The 21,245-nt window shown below is 31.0% G+C and carries 20 protein-coding genes; 2 read left to right on the top strand and 18 right to left on the bottom strand.

From position 1 onward, the window contains the following. Window positions 1–18: 18 nt before the first annotated feature. From ACZ5N4_RS13220 to glpX, 10 genes are all read right to left on the bottom strand, one after another. On the bottom strand, window positions 19–567 hold the full coding sequence (locus ACZ5N4_RS13220) for a 5-formyltetrahydrofolate cyclo-ligase (RefSeq protein ID WP_464210626.1): 549 nt from the start codon (window positions 565–567) through the stop codon (window positions 19–21). Beyond that, window positions 557–1,486 carry an HPr(Ser) kinase/phosphatase gene (gene hprK / locus ACZ5N4_RS13215; protein WP_464210624.1) on the bottom strand — a complete coding sequence of 310 codons (930 nt, stop codon included), beginning with the start codon at window positions 1,484–1,486 and terminating at the stop codon, window positions 557–559. The genes ACZ5N4_RS13220 and hprK overlap by 11 nt, the downstream gene beginning before the upstream one ends. A gap of 13 nt (window positions 1,487–1,499) precedes the next feature. Then, window positions 1,500–1,688, bottom strand: a complete 189-nt coding sequence (locus tag ACZ5N4_RS13210) for a DUF896 domain-containing protein (RefSeq protein WP_464210622.1) — start codon at window positions 1,686–1,688, stop codon at window positions 1,500–1,502. 138 nt (window positions 1,689–1,826) lie between these two features. After that, window positions 1,827–2,564, bottom strand: coding sequence for a phosphatase PAP2 family protein (locus tag ACZ5N4_RS13205; RefSeq protein ID WP_464210620.1), 738 nt, complete (start codon window positions 2,562–2,564; stop codon window positions 1,827–1,829). Window positions 2,565–2,852: 288 nt separating this feature from the next. Beyond that, window positions 2,853–3,533, bottom strand: a complete 681-nt coding sequence (locus ACZ5N4_RS13200) for a TVP38/TMEM64 family protein (RefSeq protein ID WP_464210618.1) — start codon at window positions 3,531–3,533, stop codon at window positions 2,853–2,855. Beyond that, window positions 3,520–4,668 (bottom strand): (Fe-S)-binding protein, encoded by a 1,149-nt coding sequence (locus tag ACZ5N4_RS13195; protein WP_464210933.1) that lies wholly within the window; start codon window positions 4,666–4,668, stop codon window positions 3,520–3,522. The genes ACZ5N4_RS13200 and ACZ5N4_RS13195 overlap by 14 nt, the downstream gene beginning before the upstream one ends. A 21-nt stretch (window positions 4,669–4,689) precedes the next feature. Then, on the bottom strand, window positions 4,690–5,694 hold the full coding sequence (locus ACZ5N4_RS13190; protein ID WP_464210616.1) for a phosphotransferase: 1,005 nt from the start codon (window positions 5,692–5,694) through the stop codon (window positions 4,690–4,692). 102 nt (window positions 5,695–5,796) lie between these two features. After that, a complete protein-coding gene (locus tag ACZ5N4_RS13185; RefSeq protein WP_464210614.1) occupies window positions 5,797–6,498 on the bottom strand; it encodes a TIGR04282 family arsenosugar biosynthesis glycosyltransferase in 702 nt (233 codons plus the stop codon). Beyond that, window positions 6,498–7,172 carry a TIGR04283 family arsenosugar biosynthesis glycosyltransferase gene (locus ACZ5N4_RS13180; RefSeq protein WP_464210931.1) on the bottom strand — a complete coding sequence of 225 codons (675 nt, stop codon included), beginning with the start codon at window positions 7,170–7,172 and terminating at the stop codon, window positions 6,498–6,500. The genes ACZ5N4_RS13185 and ACZ5N4_RS13180 overlap by 1 nt, the downstream gene beginning before the upstream one ends. Window positions 7,173–7,414: 242 nt before the next feature. Continuing rightward, window positions 7,415–8,389 (bottom strand): class II fructose-bisphosphatase, encoded by a 975-nt coding sequence (gene glpX / locus ACZ5N4_RS13175; RefSeq protein WP_464210612.1) that lies wholly within the window; start codon window positions 8,387–8,389, stop codon window positions 7,415–7,417. A gap of 743 nt (window positions 8,390–9,132) precedes the next feature. Here glpX and ACZ5N4_RS13170 point away from each other — a divergent pair. Further along, on the top strand, window positions 9,133–9,312 hold the full coding sequence (locus tag ACZ5N4_RS13170; RefSeq protein WP_464210610.1) for an aspartyl-phosphate phosphatase Spo0E family protein: 180 nt from the start codon (window positions 9,133–9,135) through the stop codon (window positions 9,310–9,312). 109 nt (window positions 9,313–9,421) lie between these two features. Here ACZ5N4_RS13170 and ACZ5N4_RS13165 read toward each other — a convergent pair whose 3' ends face one another. Next, complete coding sequence (locus tag ACZ5N4_RS13165) at window positions 9,422–9,820, bottom strand: hypothetical protein (protein ID WP_178907639.1); 399 nt, start codon at window positions 9,818–9,820, stop codon at window positions 9,422–9,424. Window positions 9,821–10,533: 713 nt separating this feature from the next. On the opposite strand from ACZ5N4_RS13165, the gene rocF reads away from it, so the two are divergent. Further along, window positions 10,534–11,433 (top strand): arginase, encoded by a 900-nt coding sequence (gene rocF, locus ACZ5N4_RS13160; RefSeq protein WP_464210608.1) that lies wholly within the window; start codon window positions 10,534–10,536, stop codon window positions 11,431–11,433. 63 nt (window positions 11,434–11,496) lie between these two features. Here rocF and ACZ5N4_RS13155 read toward each other — a convergent pair whose 3' ends face one another. The 7 genes from ACZ5N4_RS13155 to ACZ5N4_RS13125 all read right to left on the bottom strand — a co-directional run bounded on the left by ACZ5N4_RS13155 (window position 11,497) and on the right by ACZ5N4_RS13125 (window position 21,146). Then, window positions 11,497–12,669, bottom strand: coding sequence for an FprA family A-type flavoprotein (locus ACZ5N4_RS13155; RefSeq protein ID WP_464210607.1), 1,173 nt, complete (start codon window positions 12,667–12,669; stop codon window positions 11,497–11,499). A gap of 260 nt (window positions 12,670–12,929) precedes the next feature. Then, window positions 12,930–13,934, bottom strand: a complete 1,005-nt coding sequence (mglC, locus tag ACZ5N4_RS13150) for a galactose/methyl galactoside ABC transporter permease MglC (protein WP_464210605.1) — start codon at window positions 13,932–13,934, stop codon at window positions 12,930–12,932. Window positions 13,935–13,950: 16 nt separating this feature from the next. Further along, the gene (locus ACZ5N4_RS13145) at window positions 13,951–15,468 is read right to left on the bottom strand and encodes a sugar ABC transporter ATP-binding protein (RefSeq protein WP_464210603.1); all 1,518 of its coding nucleotides are present in this window, start codon (window positions 15,466–15,468) and stop codon (window positions 13,951–13,953) included. 87 nt (window positions 15,469–15,555) lie between these two features. Beyond that, window positions 15,556–16,596 carry a galactose ABC transporter substrate-binding protein gene (locus ACZ5N4_RS13140; protein WP_464210601.1) on the bottom strand — a complete coding sequence of 347 codons (1,041 nt, stop codon included), beginning with the start codon at window positions 16,594–16,596 and terminating at the stop codon, window positions 15,556–15,558. A gap of 117 nt (window positions 16,597–16,713) precedes the next feature. Continuing rightward, on the bottom strand, window positions 16,714–17,736 hold the full coding sequence (locus ACZ5N4_RS13135) for a substrate-binding domain-containing protein (RefSeq protein WP_464210599.1): 1,023 nt from the start codon (window positions 17,734–17,736) through the stop codon (window positions 16,714–16,716). A 21-nt stretch (window positions 17,737–17,757) separates the two neighbouring features. Beyond that, window positions 17,758–19,521, bottom strand: a complete 1,764-nt coding sequence (locus ACZ5N4_RS13130; RefSeq protein ID WP_464210597.1) for a sensor histidine kinase — start codon at window positions 19,519–19,521, stop codon at window positions 17,758–17,760. Window positions 19,522–19,532: 11 nt separating this feature from the next. After that, a complete protein-coding gene (locus ACZ5N4_RS13125; RefSeq protein ID WP_464210595.1) occupies window positions 19,533–21,146 on the bottom strand; it encodes a response regulator in 1,614 nt (537 codons plus the stop codon). Between the last annotated feature and the right edge of the window lie 99 nt (window positions 21,147–21,245).

Genomic DNA, 21,245 nt, shown 5'->3' with positions numbered 1-21,245 from the left:
CTTGCCTTGGCAAGTCTTTTAATCAGTAATTATTCCATCTATAAATAAATCATGTTCTTCCATTGGCACTTCATCTATTATTTGAAAGCTGTATGCCAATCCGATTTTCTTTGCATCACTCTTCATATCTTTCAAAAACCTATCATAGAAGCCTCCGCCATAGCCGATTCTTCCACCCTTTTTATCAAAAGCAAGACCTGGGACAAAAGTCAAATCTACTAAATTCTCCTTTATGATATTAGTTGTATTTTTAGGCTCTAATATACCATAGCTGCTCACAGCCATATCTTCAAAGTTATTAATTCTAATAGCTACCATACCCTCTTGCTTTGATATTACCTTAGGTACACATACTATTTTACCATCCTCTAAAGACTTTTTAATAATGCCAAGAGTATCAACTTCATCCTTAAAGCTAATAAATATAAATATAGTTTTTGCATTTTTGTAATATTCGCTATTTATAGCCTTCTCATATATGGTTTGATTTAATTTTTCTCTTTCCTCTGCAGTTATAGAAGATCTCTTGTCTTTAATAATTCTCCTAATGTCCTTTTTACTCTCCACTATGCTCCCTTCTTTCCTTTTCCTCGATCATTCTTTGGCCTATAATATCTACTGGAGTAATATTAGTTATAAAACTATATCTATAATTTGCTGCAGCTGCTTCAATGATTACAGCAAGGTTTCTTCCCGGTCTTATTGGAACCGTTAATTTTCTTACAGGCACATTGAGAATATTCACATATTCTTTATCTATCCCTAGTCTATCATAATTTTCATCTTCTTTCCACTGTTCCAAATATATGACAATATTTATTGTCTTACTTTTCAAAATAGAACTTAACCCATAAAGTGCTGGTATATCAATTATTCCCATACCTCTTACTTCTATCATGCCTGAAGTTATATACGGTGAAGTACCATGTAAAACTCCATCTATTTCCTTTATATCAACAGCATCGTCTGCTACCAGTCTATGTCCTCTTTTAATTAGTTCCAGTGCAGTTTCACTTTTACCTATTCCACTCTCTCCTGTAATAAGCATTCCTATGCCGTACACATCCACTAATACACCATGCAATCTTGTATCCGGTGCTAATTTATCATCTAAATAATTCATAACTCTACTTATACATCTTGTTGTTATATTATCACTTTTCAAAACCCATCTTTTATGTTGAATTGCGCTTTCCATAAATTCAGAATGAGGTTCTAAGTCTCTGGTTACTATAATGCATGGAATATCAAACTCAAAATACTTTTTCATTCTTTTTTTTCTTAAATCGGGCTGCATAGCATCTAGGAAACTCCACTCTGTCTTTCCCACTATTTGCACTCTCTCGTTAGCATAATAGTTATAAAAACCAGCAAATTGCAGACCAGGCCTATTAATATCACTGACAGTTATTTCATTATTGTTTTCTCCATAATTTATAACTTCTAAATTTAAATCCTTTATAAGATCCTTTACTGTTACAGACATCTATGCTCTCTCCTTAATTTAGTTTATCTTTAGATGGAACTTTCTTAATACCATCTAATTGAGCCCTAAAATTTCTCTTCACATTATCTATATAGTGCTGTCTTAGTTTTTTCTGTTCAATCTTTTCTTCTTCAGTTAACCCCTCACTTTGGCTCTTTTTATATAAAAAATTTATTCTTTCTATTACTTCTTCTATTTTCATTATGTTCACTCCTAATCTAACTATAATTATATTTTACTCAATGACCATTATATCCGAATAACTGTTTCTAATACATTATACCTAAATATATTTAACATATAAAGGATTTCCTTCAAAAATATCAACTAGTTTTGCTATTTATCTTTCACTTCCCATGTAATTATTGTTAATATTGTCTACACTAAACTGTATCTCTTCTTTAGCACTTATCTTCATATATATCATCACACTTATTAAAGTCCAAACTGCAGCAAAGGTCCAGCCCGCCAGAACATCACTTAAGTAATGAACACCTAAATAAATCCTGCTTAAGCCTACCATGACCCCATATATAATTATAAAGGTACTTGAAACATATGCAGAAATCTTGTTTTTAGCAAAACTTAATATAAAAAATACCAGTATAAGAGAGCAGGTCATAAAAACCATTGAGTGGCCGCTTGGAAAACTGTATCCTGAAGCATGCACCAATTTCACTACACTAGGCCTTGGTCTTCTCACAATAGCTTTAATGCCCTCATTTAGCACCCATACTCCTAAAATATTGACTATATAAAAAACTGCTTCTCTTTTTCTTTGAAAAAAATAAAGAACGGAACTTATTAACACTGTAATCACAGTAACTGTTAAAGGATCCCCTGTACTAGTTATAATAATAAAAAACTTGTTTAAATAAGCATCCCTTATTGAATAAACATAGTTTATAGCTTTTGTATCCCAAAGTCCCTGTCCACTTTTGACGCTGTCCCCAACTACCCCTACGCAGGTTACAAATAGCACTAAAGATAGAACTGCAACAAAATAAATGAACAGCACTGACTTTTCTTTTGGTATATATGTTATTTTTGATACTTTATTAGAATTAGTTTCTGCCATTATTATTCCTCCTATGGGGTTACAAGGCCGAAAATTAACTTATACCCCGAGCTATGTTCTCAAGCTTCAGTCCGTTAAAGACTTTTAGCTAGTCTAAAGCTTAGAAATAATCCCTTTGTATAAGTTAACTTTCTGGTTAGTTCCCCTATATCTAATATAATAATAAGCTCAAAATCTTATTATCATTGATATATCTATTATAACTAATAAATATATTACTTCAACATATATAATTAAATGTAATAAAAAAGAAGGGCGTTTTGTTAATACCCTTCTTCTCTATTACAATTATTCCTTGACAATATTCTCTTGAAGATTTTTAAAGGATATTTTCTTCTTCATGATATAAGAAAATGCAAATAATAATATAAGTAAAGCTATAGATATGATAAAATCTGAAGAAGATGTATCTATGCACTTATCTCCTATGTTTGTAAATATGAGTACACCTGGTATAATGCCAATTACAGTCCCAAATAAAAAGTCCTTAAATTTTATTTTTGACAATCCCGCTCCATAACTTATAATATCAAAAGGTACTAAAGGTATGAGCCTTAACATCAATACTATAAAAAAACCTCTTTTTTCAACTCCGTCTTCAAACCACTTGCCTTTGCCATGTACCAGCTTGTTTACAAAATCTCTACCCAAATATCTAGCCATAAAAAAGGATAGTGTAGCTCCAAATACTGCCCCAATAGTAGTATATATTGTACCATAAAATAATCCAAAAGCCATTCCTCCTGATACTGCCAAAATAGAATCAGGAAAAAGCGTTAAAGGTACCAATGTAAACATTATTATATAGATAATTGGAGCAAGGATACCAAAGGAATTAATATAGTCTTTTATACTATTAGAATCATAATTTTTGAATATACCACACTTATAGCAAATAGCTATAAAGGATATTATAAGAATCAGTATCAATATTTTTGTAATAATACTTTTACTTTTACTCACTACCATTCCCCCTTGCTTTAACTTTATATCTATTACACCAGCTTGTTATAGTATTAGCTGTTTTCGGCACTTCATCTTTGCATGTCCAAGTGTTACCAAAAATTAAATCTAATACATGAAGTGATTTCTTTTCTCCCTTTAGCATTGCTTCTCTACAACTTGCGCAGTAAGTTACAATATAGTCTGTATTAGCTTCATCTGCAACTTTTTTTATGGACTTAAGTGATATTTCAGGATTTACAGGCAAAACCATTCCTCCTGTGCCACAGCATCTAGTTCGTTCTTTTGTATATTTCATTTCCTCAATCTTATAATTTAACCTATTCATTATCCATCTTATTGAATCATGTATATCTGGTACGTCCCTGGTAGGACATGAATCGTGAATTGTAAAGGTTATATCACTATGAGTCCCAATGTTAATTGACCTTTCAGGTAAATCAATTTCTTTAAATACTGTCCATAATGACTTAATTCTTTGATTTAATCCATACTTTGAAAATGTCACATAACAGGATTGACAGGCTGTGATTACCTCTTCAGCACCAGTTTTTTCTATAGCATCTAAAAGCTTTTTATACCTTACTTTAAATAGTTCATCTTCACCAAGGGACTCTGTAGGTTTACCACAACACTCAATAAGCAGTGCTGTGCTGGGAAGCTTTTCTTTTAAATAATTGTAAGCTTTATGCACAAGTTCCGGACTATATGCACTGAGGCTACAGCCAGGCATAAATATTCTTTTAACTTCTTTTGAGTTCTCATCTATTACTAAGCCGCTGAAAGCTTTTGAAAAACTTAATTTTTGATGCATATGAACAGCTCTATGGCCTTTTAAGGTGGACATACCATTGTTTTTAATAGCTATATCTTTTCTCATTTTCATAAAAACATCATTAAGTTTTAAGCCTTTAGGACATACCTTGCTGCAAAGTCCGCACATATTACAGGAATAAGGAATTAGAGTATCTACGCTTTTATTACTTAATATGCCCTTTAAAAGCTTCTTAGGGCTATCTGAAAATTCTTTTAGAAATTCACATTCTTTCGTACACAGCTTACAATTTATGCAATCCTCCATTAGCTGTTTTATATTTTCTACTGTGCTTTCATTGTCTATATTAAATATATTTTTTTTCATCAAAGGTTGTTATTTCCTCCTTTAAAACCAACTACTTAGGAGCTTTTTCATAAAGTCCAATTCAAGGTATTGTTCTATTTTCTTTAACGTTTCCATATTTTTGATATCTTTATCAGGTTTCTGATACTCTATCCATGCATATGCACACCAGGATAAAGCTCTAAAATAAAGATAAGGTGTATAAAGCTCTACTCTTTCTCTTATATCCTTTTCCCCATTTTGGAGTCCTTCTTCGTAAATTCTAAAGAATTTTTCTTTTTCATCCTTAGATAGTATATAATCTGTTTTCCATAGAGTAGTAGTCTCTGCTAGAAACTGTGTTAAGTCCTGACAGGGATCACTTATAACAGGCTTTTCCCAATCAATCAAGTAATTTCTTTCATCTCCAATAATAAAGTTATGTGAATTAACTTCAGTATTATTAATAACATGCCATTTATTTTCAGTAAAATATATTTCTTTATATTTATTGTCTTCAAGCCATTGCAAGAATTTATAAAAGAAGTTCTTTTGTTCAATTTGAGCATAATCACAGTTCAAAAAACTATTCAATAACCTTTTTCCTTCTTTTATTCTATCTTCAAAGATATTGTTTTCCACCACAAAACTCTTGTAATCATCTTCATTTATACTTATAGAATGTATTTTAGAAAATATTTCTGAAGCCTTATACAAATCTTTGTTATAATCTAATGGCTTACCCTTTAAAAACTCCATAATTAAGATCCCATACTCAAAAAAATCTTTGTTATCATCAACAAAGTACGTCTTAGGAGTAACTCCACTAATCTCTAACCTCTTTAACGCGTTGTATTCGTAGCTAATCTGATTTTCAAGATCTAATTGACTGCCAGTATTAACTCTAAATACATACTTACGTAGCTCATCCTCAATAGTATAATTTATGTTGTATTCACCTTGTGCTAAAAATTCTAGCTTAAAATTCTTTTGCATATTTAAGTGTTTAGTAATATGATTTTGCTTTATATAATCAATTATACTATTTTTCAGTTCATCCTTAAGCATGTACGTACCTCCTATGTCTAACTTACCTACAAATACTTAGTCTATCTAATTTCAAAGCTTTAAGCTTAATTAGAATTTAAAGCACACCTAAAACCTAGAATTTTAGGTGCCTATTTGCAAAGTATTTATTCTATCTTCTTCTAGAGAATTTATAAAGCTTACAGTATTATGCGGATATGCTTCCCAGATAACTTTTTCATCTTTTATCTTGTCTATGAATATTTTCAAATCATTCTTGGTGTCTATGTCTCTACATTTTGAAGATAATCCTACTTTCAGTCCCCTTCTGTTCGCAATATCTATGGTACCTTCAAGAACAGATTTTTTCCCCCAAGCAATATTATTATTAAAGATCTCATCATGAGCTTTCTTCATACCAACAAGATAGTACCCTCCATCTACCGTTGGTCCTAAGCATATATCTTTATCATCTAACACATCAAAGGCCTCTTTTATATGATGAGGTTGAAGTTCCGGTATATCTGTACCTATCAAAACAACTTTATTGTATTTCTTAAGAAGTTTGTTTATGGAATACCCCATTCTTTCTCCTAAATCTTCGCCTTGTTGAGGAAAAGCTTCTATGTATTCTGGAATAATATTTTTTATAATTGAAAGATTCCCTTGTGGGGTATATGTAATATAAATATCTAACTCATGCTTTAACAAGTCACACACAGAGAATAAATCTTGCAGAAAGCTATAATGAATTCTGGCACATTCCTCTCCTGTAAGTAGTCCCATAAGTCTGGTTTTAGTTTTTCCCGGAATAGGTATTCTTGTCATTAATATAAGTGCATTCATTACCTAACCTCCCTGTAAATTTTAATTAACTTATAAGGCGGTACTCCACATATATATAAGAATCTAATTTTGTGCATTAATAAATGTGTCCTAATCTGGCCTCCATTCTTAAACCTTCTCCCAGAAGTTCCTATAGGACATTTTAGTAATTCTATCTTTCCCATTTTCTTAAGCTTTAAAGACAATTCTATATCTTCCATGAGTTCTATTCTAGGATATCCACCTATTGTTTCAAAAATATCCTTTTTTACAAATATTCCTTGATCCCCATATAGTATTTTGAAATACTTTGCTCTTATATTTGAAGTTACAGATATATATTTCATAAATAATGTGTTAAAATCATAAAAGTAAATTGAGAAACCTCCACCGTCATTACCATTTTTAATAGACCTTTCTATTAGCGCTATACAATCTTTATGTAATATGGAATCTGAATGAACAAACCATAAAATATCTCCATTAGCCTCTTTAGCCCCTGCATTCATCTGATTTGCTCGTCCTTTTTCACTTTTCACAACCTTTGCATACTTTGATGCCATATAAGCAGTATTATCCGTACTGTTTCCATCTACAACTATTACTTCTTTTTTGCCCTGTAAATCGTTTATACTTTTTAGTAACTTCTCTATGCTTTTTTCCTCATTTAGAACTGGAATTATTATTGAAACCATATCATCACCAATATAATTTATTTTACAATATATTTTTACATCATCCATTATATATTTTTTATTTTAAACATGTTATCTGTATTACAATTTAAAATAGTTTACCTGAATTTTATTATTATTATTTATAGATTAAAATAAAAACCTGCCTAAGCATTATATGCCGGGCAGGTTTTTTAATATATCAGGCATAATCAGAGAAATAATAGACCAGTATTCTCGTCTATTATTTCTTTTCATATGCCTTATTTAACAATTAAACTACTTCTGTTTAAATCATGATGAGCTTCTACAAATCTTATTGTTCCTGTCTTAGATCTCATAACAACAGTATGTGTTGTTGCCCAGTCATTTTTTGAATATATTACTCCTCTTAAAAGATCACAATCTGTTATACCAGTAGCTGCAAAATACACATCATCATGTTTTACTAAATCATCAATAAGTAAAACTCTATCTATATCATCAATGCCCATGGCTCCACATCTTTCTCTTTCTTCATCAGTATGCGGCTCTAATTTTGCTTGCATTTCTCCACCTAGGCACTTTATAGCTGCAGCGGCAATAACTCCTTCTGGAGCGCCACCTGTACCCATGAAAATATCTATTCCTGTATTTTCAAAACCACAAGCAATGGCTGCGGCTACATCTCCTTCTCCGAACAACTTAACTCTTGCGCCCACTTCTCTTGCAGCATCTACAATATAATTATGTCTTTCTCTTTCTTGAACAATAACAGTAAGCTCTGTAACATCTTTATTCAATGCTTTAGCTACATTTATTATATTTTCTTTTGGAGATTTATTTATATCTATAGCACCTTTAGCACCAGGTCCTACAGCTATCTTTTTCATATACATATCTGGTGCGTGAAATAAACTTCCCTTAGGTCCCATTGCAACAACTGCCACTGCGTTTGGAAGTCCCTTGGCTATTAATGTTGTTCCATCTAAAGGGTCCACAGCTATGTCCATTTCAGGCATGTTTTCTTCCCCTATACCAACTTTTTGTCCTATATAAAGCATAGGAGCTTCGTCCAATTCACCTTCTCCAATAACAACTGTTCCTCTAACAGGCATCATTCCAAAAGCTTTTTCCATTCCATCTACTGCTGCTTGATCTGCTGCTATCTTGTCCCCTCTTCCCATAAGCTTTGCAGAACAAAGTGCTGCTGCTTCTGTAACTCTTGCTAATCCCATTGCTATATCTGTATTAAGCATACCGTTATACCTCCTAATAAATACATATATTATTACCATGTCTAAATGACATTAATTATACTCAATATTATGCAAACTAATATATACTATTAAGATAAAGTATATATAATATTCAACTTACAGTTAAATATTATATCACATTTATACAATAAGACAAGCTTTAATATAGCATTGTAATCCTTTAACATAATATAATGTTGAAAATATATCCTTATATAGATATCCAACTTCGATAATTGACTTAACAAAGGGTATTCATAAGGGGACATCTGGCAGTACAGAAGAGGTACCCCTATGAATGCCGCTAATAAGTCAAATACTCATGTTGATATCTATAGAGAGATATAGTTTAACTTTCGGCTTTAAATCCTATATTATTTATAAAGTTATCATTTTAGGTATATTTTTGAGTAAGAGAAAATATATTATTTATGTAGTATGTTAAATTAATATTATAAAATATAGCTCAAAGCAAAAAACTTTTAGACATTATTTTTTTAATTCCATTTTTTAACACAGGGTGGTGTACCAACGCATCAAGACATATTTTTCCTTTTTTCCACATTTACCTCACAGACTCTCCACATGTAGTCCACATAGTAATCCACATCTTATCTACAGGCTCCTTGTTTATTTTTGTTACAAAATGTATATCCTTGACTAATAAAAGATATGACTATATTTATATAATCTGCTAAAATATAAGAGTACCAAAAATAATGTATAAATATGGGGTAATGATAATGAATATTCATGGGAGTTTAAAAGATTTAAAAACATTAGATGTGGAGATAAATAAGTTAAAAGAAACTCTCTATATACTAATGAATAGGAATGACCTTACAGATAAAAATGTAGTTGAATGTAGCCAAAAGTTGGACGAGCTAATTTTGAAATATCAAGAGCATAATAATATCATATAGTCACAGCAGCCTTTTCTGTAAATGAATCTTACAATGTTAATAGCAATAATCTAGAATTACTTAGTTTAAATAAAAAGCTAGCATAATACTCATGCTAGCTCTCTTGTTTTTATTTTTCTAGTTCAGCTAGAACTTCATCTATATCAATTTCAGTTCCGCTTTCATAAAATACTGCTATAAATTCGTTATAATCATAATTTTCCATGTCTACTTCATAGGATACAAACTGTGCTTCTATATCTTCTTCTTCCATTAAGTCTTCAATAATATCTCCTACGTTGTCTATAGCCAGTTCATTTAGATATGGTAGGAAGAAATCATTATACCATACTTCTCCTTCTTCCTCATCTTCACTTTCATCGTTAGCATATGCCTTAGCTGCTTCTAGTTCTGCTTCATCAAAGTCAAAACAAAATCTTATAACAGCTGCATTGCCATTATATTTTATCTCCTCTATATCATTTAGACTATTTGCTTCTAAAAATTCAATAATTTTTTCTTTGTTCATTGATATTCATCTCCTCAATTCTTTAGATTTCTGCAGCAAGCTATATCATTTAAGCAGGCATCCAAAATCTTAAGTAGATATCCCAAATCTATGATTTGGTGATAGTCACTTACACAGCGTGTTGATTTTGTGATGATCGCTTACTCATTCGCTGAAAGGCGAAGGAGTTTCATTAATATAATTATTATGGTATAACCCCTACAATATTATTTTCATATTTTATGTTATTAATTCAAAGTTTAAACAACATTTGAATTAAAATAATGTAACTATTTTAACACAACAGTATCGGATTTACCAATATTTTTATATAATACAAAATAATTTATAAAAAATTTTAATGCATATTTAGTACTAAACTATCCATAATAATATACTTTAAAAAAATAATTTTTATTTGCAGTTTTTTTCTTCAATTCAACATTTTACTTATAATGGTCTTCAAAAACACTTGATATACTATATAATTTTAATTGAATTTGGGAACTTTAAATTTATAGTAGTTTTTTATTTTTCATGAAGTGTAATGCACCCATTCGACTACTATACCAATATAAGGTAATTTTATAGTAATTATCATTCAACAAAATGAATAAATATAATATATTAGAATTTTTAGAAAATACTGTGTTTTTAAAAACTACTTTTTATTTTTTCAAATTGGTATATAATCAAGTATCGTACAAGATAATTCATATATGGAGGTAATTACAATGAACATTAGCTTAATTGGCGTACCAATTTTTTTTGGTTCAGACAAAAAGGGTGCTGACTTTGGACCAAAGAAACTTAGAGAAAAAAATATAGTGTCTGTTTTGGCGAGAAACAATCATACCGTATATGACTGTGGAGATATTTACGTTGAAAATATACCAGAAGAAAAAAAGTATAATTTTCATACAACAATGAAATATTTAAAGCCTATAGTAGACGTAAATAAAAACTTAGCTCATCAAGTTTACAGCTCCCTTTGTGCAGAATCTTTTCCTCTTGTAATCGGTGGAGATCATTCTATAGGGCTTGGAAGTATATCTGGTGCCAGCAAATTTTATGATGAAATTGCTGTTATATGGATTGATGCTCATGGAGACATAAACACTCATGAGACTTCACCAACAGGTAACGTTCATGGTATGCCATTAGCTGCAGCTATGGGCCTAGGATTTGAGGAACTAATAGATTTATATAACAAAGGCTGCAAAGTAAAACCTGAGAATATATTTATTATTGGTGCAAGAGACCTGGATTTAGGTGAAAAGGAACTAATTAAGAAACACAACCTTACAGTTTTTTCTACAGAAGATGTACAGCAAATAGGTGTTGAAAGAATAATGGAGATTGTAAATTCAAAACTTGTTGAAAGAGGAATAAAAGCAGTTCATCTAAGCTTTGATATTGATTGTTTAGATTCTAATTATGTTCCCGGTACAGGCACTCCTGTTAGAGAAGGAATGAATGTAGTTGAAGTTAAATATATGCTAAAGTATCTTATGGAAACAAAGCTTGTTAAATCGATGGATTTTGTTGAACTAAATCCTCTTTTAGATAAAGATGATACAACTGCTGATTTATGTATAGATTTGTTATCATGGACATTTGGGTTTTTAAAATAAATTATTCAATAAAAAACATATATGCAGATAAGCTATAATGAAGCCTATCTGCATATATGTTTTTTACATTAATTCTAAAAATTTATCAATAAACTCATCAGCTTTTTTCAATTCTTCCTCATTTGGTACGAATTTAAATTTAAAGCCTTCTTCCACAACTTTAAACTTTAAAGATTTTAATCTACTAGTAAGCATTGGTACTCCTTCACCACTCCATCCGTAGGAACCAAAAGCTCCAGCTGCTTTTCCTCTATTAGTAATAGCACATACTACAGATAATAAATCCCAAGCTGGTTTAACAGCATCTTGATTTATTGTTGGTGATCCTATTAATATACCACTGGACTTTTCAACTAATGTTACTAACTGTGGTAAATCCATTGATGTTATTTCATGAGCTTCTGCTTTAACTCCCTTAGAGTTTATCTTTTCAGCCATATACTCAGCTACCTTTTTTGTGTTTCCATAAGCAGAAATATAGAATACTTGAACATTCTTTTCAGCTATTGCCTCTTCAGTAGCCCATTCTCTATATAGGTTAACATACTTCTCTATATCAGTTACATGTACTGGACCATGGCTTGTAGCAATCATGTCATATTTTAAATCTTTTATTTTATCAAGACCTGCTAAAACAAATTTTTTAAATGGTCCCATTATAACATCAAAATAATATTTCATTTCTTCAAAATAGTCACCAACACATTCATCTACTATGCACTTTTCTGGACAATAATGGCATCCTAAGAAATCACAAGTAAATAACATTTCCTTATTTTCTGCATAAGTAAACATTGTGTCAGGCCAATGAAGATTTGGAGCTACAATAAACCTTAGATTAGTTTTTCCAAGGCTTAATTCTTTTGGTGCTTCCATGCTTTTGAAATCTGCATTTATTATGTCTTTTAAATAAATCAAAGCTGCTCTTGAAGCTACAACTGTTGCATCTGGATATTCTTTAATTAAATTGACAATTGATCCACTGTGATCTAGCTCTGTATGCTGAACAACTATGTAATCAACTTTTCTATCTCCTATAACACTCTTTATATTAGAAATATATTTATCAAAAAATCCATCTTTAACAATATCAATTATTGCTACTTTTTCATCATCAATTAAATAGGAATTATAAGTTGTTCCTTTTTTTGTCTCCATTATAATATCGAAAACTCTGAGTTTTGGATCAGCTACTCCAACCCAGTAAATATTATCTTTTAGTTTTTCAACGTTCATTATATACCTCCTAATATGTATGTATTAAATATATTATTCCTAAATTACTCTTTTCTACTATTTTATCATAACAATTATAAAAATCAAATACTAATTATTATTGATAGGCTCTGCTTACGCAGTATGACGCAAAATAGACTAGCAGACTGACTAGTTATTTTTTTGAAGATGCCTAAAGTAAATGGAAAAAAGCTCGAAATGGCAAGCTACTCCTTTATTATCTTGCCATTTCGAACTTTCTTTTTAATAACTAAGTCCCATTATCTCTTGCTAATATATTTTCTTATGTCTACAGCAACCGCTGAAACAATTATAATTCCTTTGATTATTTGCTGCCAGTAAGGACTTACTCCTATAAAAGTTAATCCATAGTTTATAACACTAAATATAAGAACCCCTATTACAACACCTGGAACTGTTCCTACTCCTCCTGAAACAGACCATCCTCCAACTACGCAGGCAGCTATTGCATCAAGCTCATACATATTACCATAGTTATTTGTAGCTCCTCCAGTTCTTGCCGCTTCAAGAACTCCAGCTAAGCCATAAAGCCCTCCAGCAATTATATATAAATAAAGCATACATCTTTTTACATTAATACCGGAGACTATAGCAGCTTCCTTGTTACCGCCAATAGCATAAAGGTTTTTACCAAGTCTAGTCTTGTTTAATACAATATATATTATCAGAGTCATTACCATTGCAATTATAAATATATAAGGTATTCCTAAAAATGATCCCGTACCAAGTTTTGAAAAATCTCCTCTTAGCCCTCCTATAGGCTGAGAATTGTTAGGAGGAAGGTTGAAATATATTGAGTTTGCACCATAAACCATAACCATTGTGCCTAAGGTTGCTATGAATGCTGGAACATTAAATCTAGAAACAATATATCCATTTAGCAACCCAACTAATAATCCAGCGGCTATAGCTAGAAGGATTGGCACTAATAAAGGCAATTGTGGTAAATTAGGAAAGAACCGTCTTGAGTAATCAGGTAATTGAAGCATAGAAGCAGAAAGTACTGCTGTTAAACCAACAACTTTACCTGCTGAAAGATCTGCACCACCCATTAATATTACAAAAGCTGCACCTAGTGCAATAATAATTCTAGTAGAACTTTGAATTAAAATATCACGGAAACAACTTACGGAAATAAAACGAGGATCCTTTAATGCAATAGCAACAATTAAAACCACAAAGACCACGTAAATAGCATTTTGTTTTAGAAAATCTTTTGTCTTATTCATATTAACATTCTCCATTTTTAACCTCCCCAGTCTAAACCATGTATTTTGCAGCAAGCTGCATTACTACTTCTTCTGTTGCAGATTTGCCATCTATTATTCCTGATAAATGTCCTTCACACATTACCATAACTCTATCAGACATTCCTAAAAGTTCTGGCATTTCAGAGGAAATCATGATAATACTTTTTCCTTCCTTTGCAAGTTGTGAAATAATAGTATAAATTTCAAATTTTGCACCTACATCTATACCTCTTGTAGGCTCATCAAGTATTAATATATCTGGATCTGTAAGAAGCCACTTAGCAAGTAATACCTTTTGCTGATTACCACCAGATAGATTCTGTATAAGAGTTTTTGACGAAGGCGTTTTTACCTTTAGCATCTCTATACTCTTTTTAGTATCATCTTTTCTTTTATCTTCATCTAACAATCCAAATTTATTTACATATTTATCTATGTTTGCTATTACTGTATTCTCTAGCACGGATAACAATGGGAATATCCCTGTCACTCTTCTTTCCTCTGTTAGAAGTGCAATTTTATGTTTTTTTGCATCAATTGAAGAACTTATTTTAACTCGTTCGCCATTTATGAAAATTTCACCAGATTCTACGCTGCGCAGTCCAAAAATAGCTTCTACAAGCTCCGTTCTTTGTGCTCCTACAAGACCTCCAATACCAAGTATTTCACCTTTTCTAAGTTCAAATGAAATATTTTTAAAGCATTTCTTAAAAGGAGAAGTTAACCCTTCTACTTTTAAAACTACCTCACCAGGTACATTCTCCCTTACTGGGAATCTGTTAGTGAGATCTCTTCCTACCATTTTCTTTATAATTAAATCAGTTGTAAGTTCTTCAGCTTTCCATGTACCTACTAAGGTTCCATCTCTCATTATTGTTACTTCATCAGAAATCTGAAGAATTTCCTCCATTTTATGGGAAATATAAATTATAGAAACCCCTTTAGCTTTTAAGTCTCTTATGACTTTGAATAGATGTTCTACCTCAGTTTCAGTTAAAGAAGAGGTTGGCTCATCCATTATAATAATTTTAGCATTATAGGATACAGCTTTTGCAATTTCCATTTGCTGAACTATTGAAACTGATAAATTTTCCACCTTAACCTTTGGGTCTATATCTAAATTTAAACTTTTAAATAGTTCTTTTGTATCATTATACATCTTCTTCTCATCAACTAATTTTACTATTCCATAGTTTTTTAAAGGAAAACGACCAAGCCACATATTTTCCATCACATTACGATATTTAACAGGATGGAGCTCTTGATGAATCATAGCAATACCGCGGTCTAGTGCATCCTTTGAGCTATCATTTTGTATTGGTTCACCATTTAAAAGTATTTCTCCTGCATCATGTTTATATATACCAAATAAACATTTCATCAAAGTAGATTTTCCTGCACCATTTTCTCCCATAAGTGCATGTACACTACCTGGTCTTACCTTTAGAGTAACTCTATCTAAAGCTTTAACACCTGGGAACTCTTTTACTATATTGTTCATTTCAAGTAAAAATTCACTTTGACTCATTTAGTGACCTCCTTAATAACCTTTTAAAAATAGTAGGGGATGAGAATTTTAAAACCGCATCCCCTACATAATCAATAAATTGAAAGGCTATTTAGCATCTTTAATATTGTCTTTAGTGATTGTTTTGTAATCTATCCAAACATACTTACCATCTTTAATTTCAAAACCAATGTTCTCTTTACTTGGAGTCTCACCTTTAGCAAGAACTTCTGCTAACTTAGCTGAAGCAGCCCCTTGATTCTTAGCATCGTTTAAAACAGTTCCTAGCATTGTGCCGTCTTGAATAGCTTGTACTCCTGGTGCAGTTGCATCAACACCTACTACAGGCATATATTTGTTATCCTTGAAGTATCCAGCAGCTTTTAACGCTTCTATTGCACCTAGTGCCATATCATCGTTGTTTGCAAATACAGCTTCAATCTTATCTCCATTAGATGCAAGGAATGCAGCCATTTTTTCTTGTCCCTTTACACGATCCCACATGCCTGTATCTTCTGCTAATTTTTGTACTTTAAATCCAGCAGATTGTACAGACTCAATTGAATATTTTGTTCTTAATTCTGCATCTTGATGCCCAGGTTCTCCCTTTAACATTACGTATTGAATAACTCCATCTTTATTTTTATCTGCTTCTGGATGATCTTTAAAGTATTTTGCTATAATTTGGCCTTGCATTGTACCTGATTGCTCAGCTTTTGCTCCTACATAGTAAACCTTATCCCATTTTTTCATATCTTCTGGTAGCGGCTCACGATTCATAAATACAACAGGAATTTTAGCATTCATGGCCTTATCTATAATTACTCCAGCAGCTGTTCTATCAACTGGGTTAATTATCATGCTGTTAACCTTTTTTGTTATAAATAAGTCAACTTTATCATTTTGAGTAGACTGTGAGTTTTGGCTATCAACTATATCTACAGTAGCTTTGTCTTTTAAAGAATCAGCAACTGCGTTACGTACACCAGTCATAAATGTGTCATCAAATTTATAGATAGCACAACCTATAGTAGGTTTTGTATCTTTACTTGCACTAGATCCCCCAGTACTTTGACTACTTGATCCGCATCCAGCCAATGCCCCTACTGTTAGTGAAGCAAAAAGTACTAATGTAAGAATTTTTTTCATTTAATAATTCCCCCTTAATTTTTATTGTAAATGTTTTCTATAAATTTATATTAGTATAAATTTTACAAAAAATTAATATAAAATCCTATACAAATATATAAAAATTCTATGCAATAATTATTTTACAACAGGGAATAAAAATTTTTCATTTTCTTGAAAATACATATTTGTACCATCTATTATTTTGGATTTTATCTTAATTTCATTTGGAATGTCCTTTTTATTAAAGATATCAATTGTATATTTTACATTCGGAAGATTATTTTTATTAAGAGCATCAATTGCATACTTTACACTTAAATAACCCATAGTGAATGGATCATGAATGATGGTTGCAGAAATTATACCCTTTTCTAGATAATCAATTTCTCTAAGTGTACTGTCAAAGGCAATAACCTTTATACTTCCTTCTAAATTCATTTCACTAAGAGTCTCGGCAACTCCCTCTGCAGCATTAGAGTTTAAAGCCACTATGGCATCTAAATCCTTATGTTCACTTAGCATTTTTTTAGTTAACTCTTTTGTTGCTGCAGAATTTAAAAGGCAGTACCCCTTTGCTACCACTTTAACTTCTTTATATTGAGAAAATAAATCTAGAAGGCCTTTTTCTCTTTCCATTAATGAGTCTGCACCTTCAATAGAACTCATAATCCCCACTTTAAATTTTGTGCCTAAAATACTTACTAGCATATCTCCAGCCTTTCTGCCCCCATCTATATTGTCAGCGGAAATATAATAATCGAATTTATTTGTATTAACTCTTGAATTCATTACAATTACAGGAATTCTTTTGCTATAAGCTTTTTCAATAACCTTAGATAACTTTTCATAATCATTTGGAGCTACTACTAATGCGCTTATACCCTTATTTAAAGCATCCTCAATTAAATTTATTTGTCCCTGAATATCACTTTCATCCTTTGGAGCTATATAATTAAATGCTACATTACACTCTTCTGCCGCTGCTTCTGCTCCCATTTTTACGGTACCCCAATAATCACCAGTTGCCATCCCACCTACCACAAGAATTTTTTCATTTTTTTGTGCATCACTAAAGGTTAAATTAGGGTAATAAATTACTAAACAAAAAATCAAAATGAATACTATACAAACAGCAACTAACTTTTTAACAATTTTCATTTTATTGCCACTCCCTTAAAGCTATTCTATATATAATGGCAGATAAATCTTTACTGTAGTTCCTACTTCCAGCTCACTTTCTATTTTTAATCCATACTCTTTACCATAACAAAGCTTTATTCTTTCATCTACATTCTTTATTCCCACTCCTGAACCTTTACTCTTTCTATGTTCAGTTACCAAAATGTTTTCTGCCAATTCTTCACTCATACCTAATCCAGTATCCTTAACCATTAATAATAATTTATCATCCTCTATACCTGCATAAATAAATATTTCGCCCTCATCAACAGAACACTCAATTCCATGATAAATGGAATTTTCAATAATTGGTTGAAGAATAAGCTTAATTGTACTATAGTTAAGTACTTCTTCCTGTACTTCTATTTTGAATTGGAATTTATTTTTATATCTTACCTTTTGTATTATTAAATAGTTTTTAGCATGTTCTAGTTCTTCTTTTACAGTTATAATATTTTTTCCTTTACTAATGCTAATTCTAAATAATCTAGCAAGAGCTGTTATCATTGTAACCGCTTCTTGATTTTTTTCATTTTCTATCATCCAAACTACAGAATCTAGTGTATTATATAGAAAATGCGGATTAATCTGAGCCTGCAGTACATCCAACTCACTTTTTCTCTTTTCTTCCTGTTCTTTTACTATTTGTTCCATTAGGTTTGTAATCTTTAACACCATTAGATTAAAGGCCTTTGATAACCGGACAACCTCATACTCTCCTTCAACGTTTATTTCTACATCAAACCTACCTTCCTCTACAAGCTTCATACATTTTTCTAATTCCTTTATAGGCTTGGATATTTTTGCAGAAAGAGAAGTTGAAATAGCTATAACAAAAAGAATACCTAATATTATTATTAAGAATGCATATGTACCTAGATTTTTCTTAGTAGCTGCTACTTGGTCCATATAATATATACCAACTATCTTCCAACCTGTAATCTTAACTGTTTTTACAGTTACCAATCTTTGTTTGTTATCAAAGGTTTCAATAAAACTGCCAGAAGGTTCATCTAGTACATTTTTTATATTCTCCTGCTTTAAACCCATATATATTAACTGTTGTTGGGGATGATAAACAATATTACCCTTATCATCAATAATATATATATATCCCATATTACCTAACTTTGCCTGTTGGCACAGCTGGTCAAGAGACCTAAAGTTCATGTCCACCAAAAGCACTCCTGCAGCTTCCTCATTTCCCTTTTTATATTTCACACACTTACTTAGTGAAACTACCCAACTATGATTGCCATAAAATATATTATGAACATGAGGTAATGAAATATTAACTTTATCAGGATTACTTATTGCTTCTTTAAACCAGCTTTGATTTTTTATGTTTGCTCTTCCCTTTACCTCAAAATTAGGTAACTTAGCTGCTACATCACCCTTATCTGTAAAAACTGCTAATCCAACAATATCATCCCTTGTACTCAAAATAATCTCCATCTGATTTAGAATTCGAGAACTAGGCAAATCTTCATCTTTTTTTATATTGCTCTCAAGTAAGGAGGATATATATATCATATTTTTTAAATAGTAATCCATATTAACACTTATTTCATCAGCTATTTGTTTAGTACTTGTTTTAGCGTTCTGCTCTGAATCCGCAGAAAATCTATTAAACAAGGCTATACCTACAAATAACATGGCCATAATAGTAACAAAGGTAAAGGAAACTGTAATGATAAGTTGAATACTGCTTCTCCTTATAAATTTAACTAACATCCTAACTGGTTCTTTAATAAATTCAAGCATATCAACTCTCCTTACTTTGCTCTATTGAAACTATTACGATACTCTGATGGTGATTTTCCTAAGTTTTTCTTAAAACAATAGCTAAAGTAATTTGGCTCAGAAAACCCAACTTTTTCGGCTATAACAAAGGTTTTCATATTGGTGTTTCTTAATAATTCTTTTGCCTTTGTCATTCTTATCTGTGTTAGATAGCTTACAAAAGTAGTTTGTGTGTCTTTTTTAAATATATAGCTAAAATAAGCCTGACTTATATGTAGATAATTACATATTGTATTTATATTTAATTCAGAATCCTGGAATCTTTCTTCTATGTATTCCTTAGCTCTATCTACAAGAAGTTTACTTGAATCCTCTCTACCTTTAATAATGTACTCCGAAATTTTTATTGAAATCTTCTTAATCCATTCCTTTACTTCAGTTAATGTAGTAAATTTATATAATTCTATGAAGAAGTTAAAATTCTCTCCAAAAATGTCTTTCATATTTACATTAGAGTCCTTAGCAATCTTGATAATTGTAGTTATAATTTGTATTAGATATATTTGATAATATTCAATAGATGTATTTGAAGCCTCTATAACTCTGAAAATATTCTCTACTACAGAATAAATCTCTTCCTTTGTTCCAGTTTTTATAGAGCTTTCCAATTGTCTCTCCTTTAATCTATCAAATATTATTTCATTTTCTCTTTTAGGCTCTACATCTTCAATAAAAATAAGTCTATTATTTCCTAGAATAATTCTGTAGCCTAGGGCAGCAATCGCATTTTTATAAGAAAGACTCACTCCACTTATATCTTCACAGCTTGTACCAATTCCAATTGTCACGCTTAAGTTTAGATATTTAACTATAGACTGTCTTATTTCCTCAAGTACTTTACCGGCCTTCTCTAGTATTAGTTTTTTGTCGCTGTCCTGTGATATATTTAAAATAATTATATTATCATCTTCAATAAAGGCTAATCCTACAGAATGCTTATTTATTATTTCTTCAATTAGCTTTAGTACTTGGAATATAAGAATCTCTTTATCCTTAATATTGATATTTTCTATATTGTAATCGATTGCAACTATTGATATAAGAAAAGCTTCTCCCGTGAGATTGATATTGTATTTTTTTTCTTTTTCCTTAATTTCATCAATGTTAATGTTGCCTCGTATAATGGAGCTCAAAAATTTTTCCCTTAGAATAGGTAGGCTTTTAATATAGCTCTCTTTTAACAGTTTAATATTCTTTTTCTCCTCAAACTCTCTATCTAATTTCTCTTTCACATTAATAAGCAGCTCTATAATATCTTCTGAAGATATCGGCTTTAAAACGTATTCAATAACATTTAATTTTATAGCTGTTTTTGCATATTCAAACTCGTCAAAGCCTGTTAGTATTATAGTTTTTATCGTAGGAAATCTCTCATAGATAATTTGAGTAAGCTTCATTCCATCCATAAAAGGCATTTTTATGTCCGTAATTACAATATCTGGAGTGTTTTTTTCTACTATTTCAAGAGCCTCTTTCCCATTCTCAGCTTCTCCTATAATTTCAAAACCATATTTATTCCACTGAATTTTATTAAGTACGCCGCGCCTAACCTCTTCCTCATCATCTACAAGTATAATTTTATACATGATAACATCCCCCTTTCCATATTAATACAATTTGAAAAATGATAGTGTTTTTCCTCATCAAATATTTATTCACTGGCTCCCTCTAAATAATTTATATAA

The organism is Clostridium nitrophenolicum (assembly GCF_055391695.1).
The sequence above is the reverse complement of the archived record's forward strand: the minus strand, read 5'-3'. Positions and strand labels throughout refer to the sequence as shown.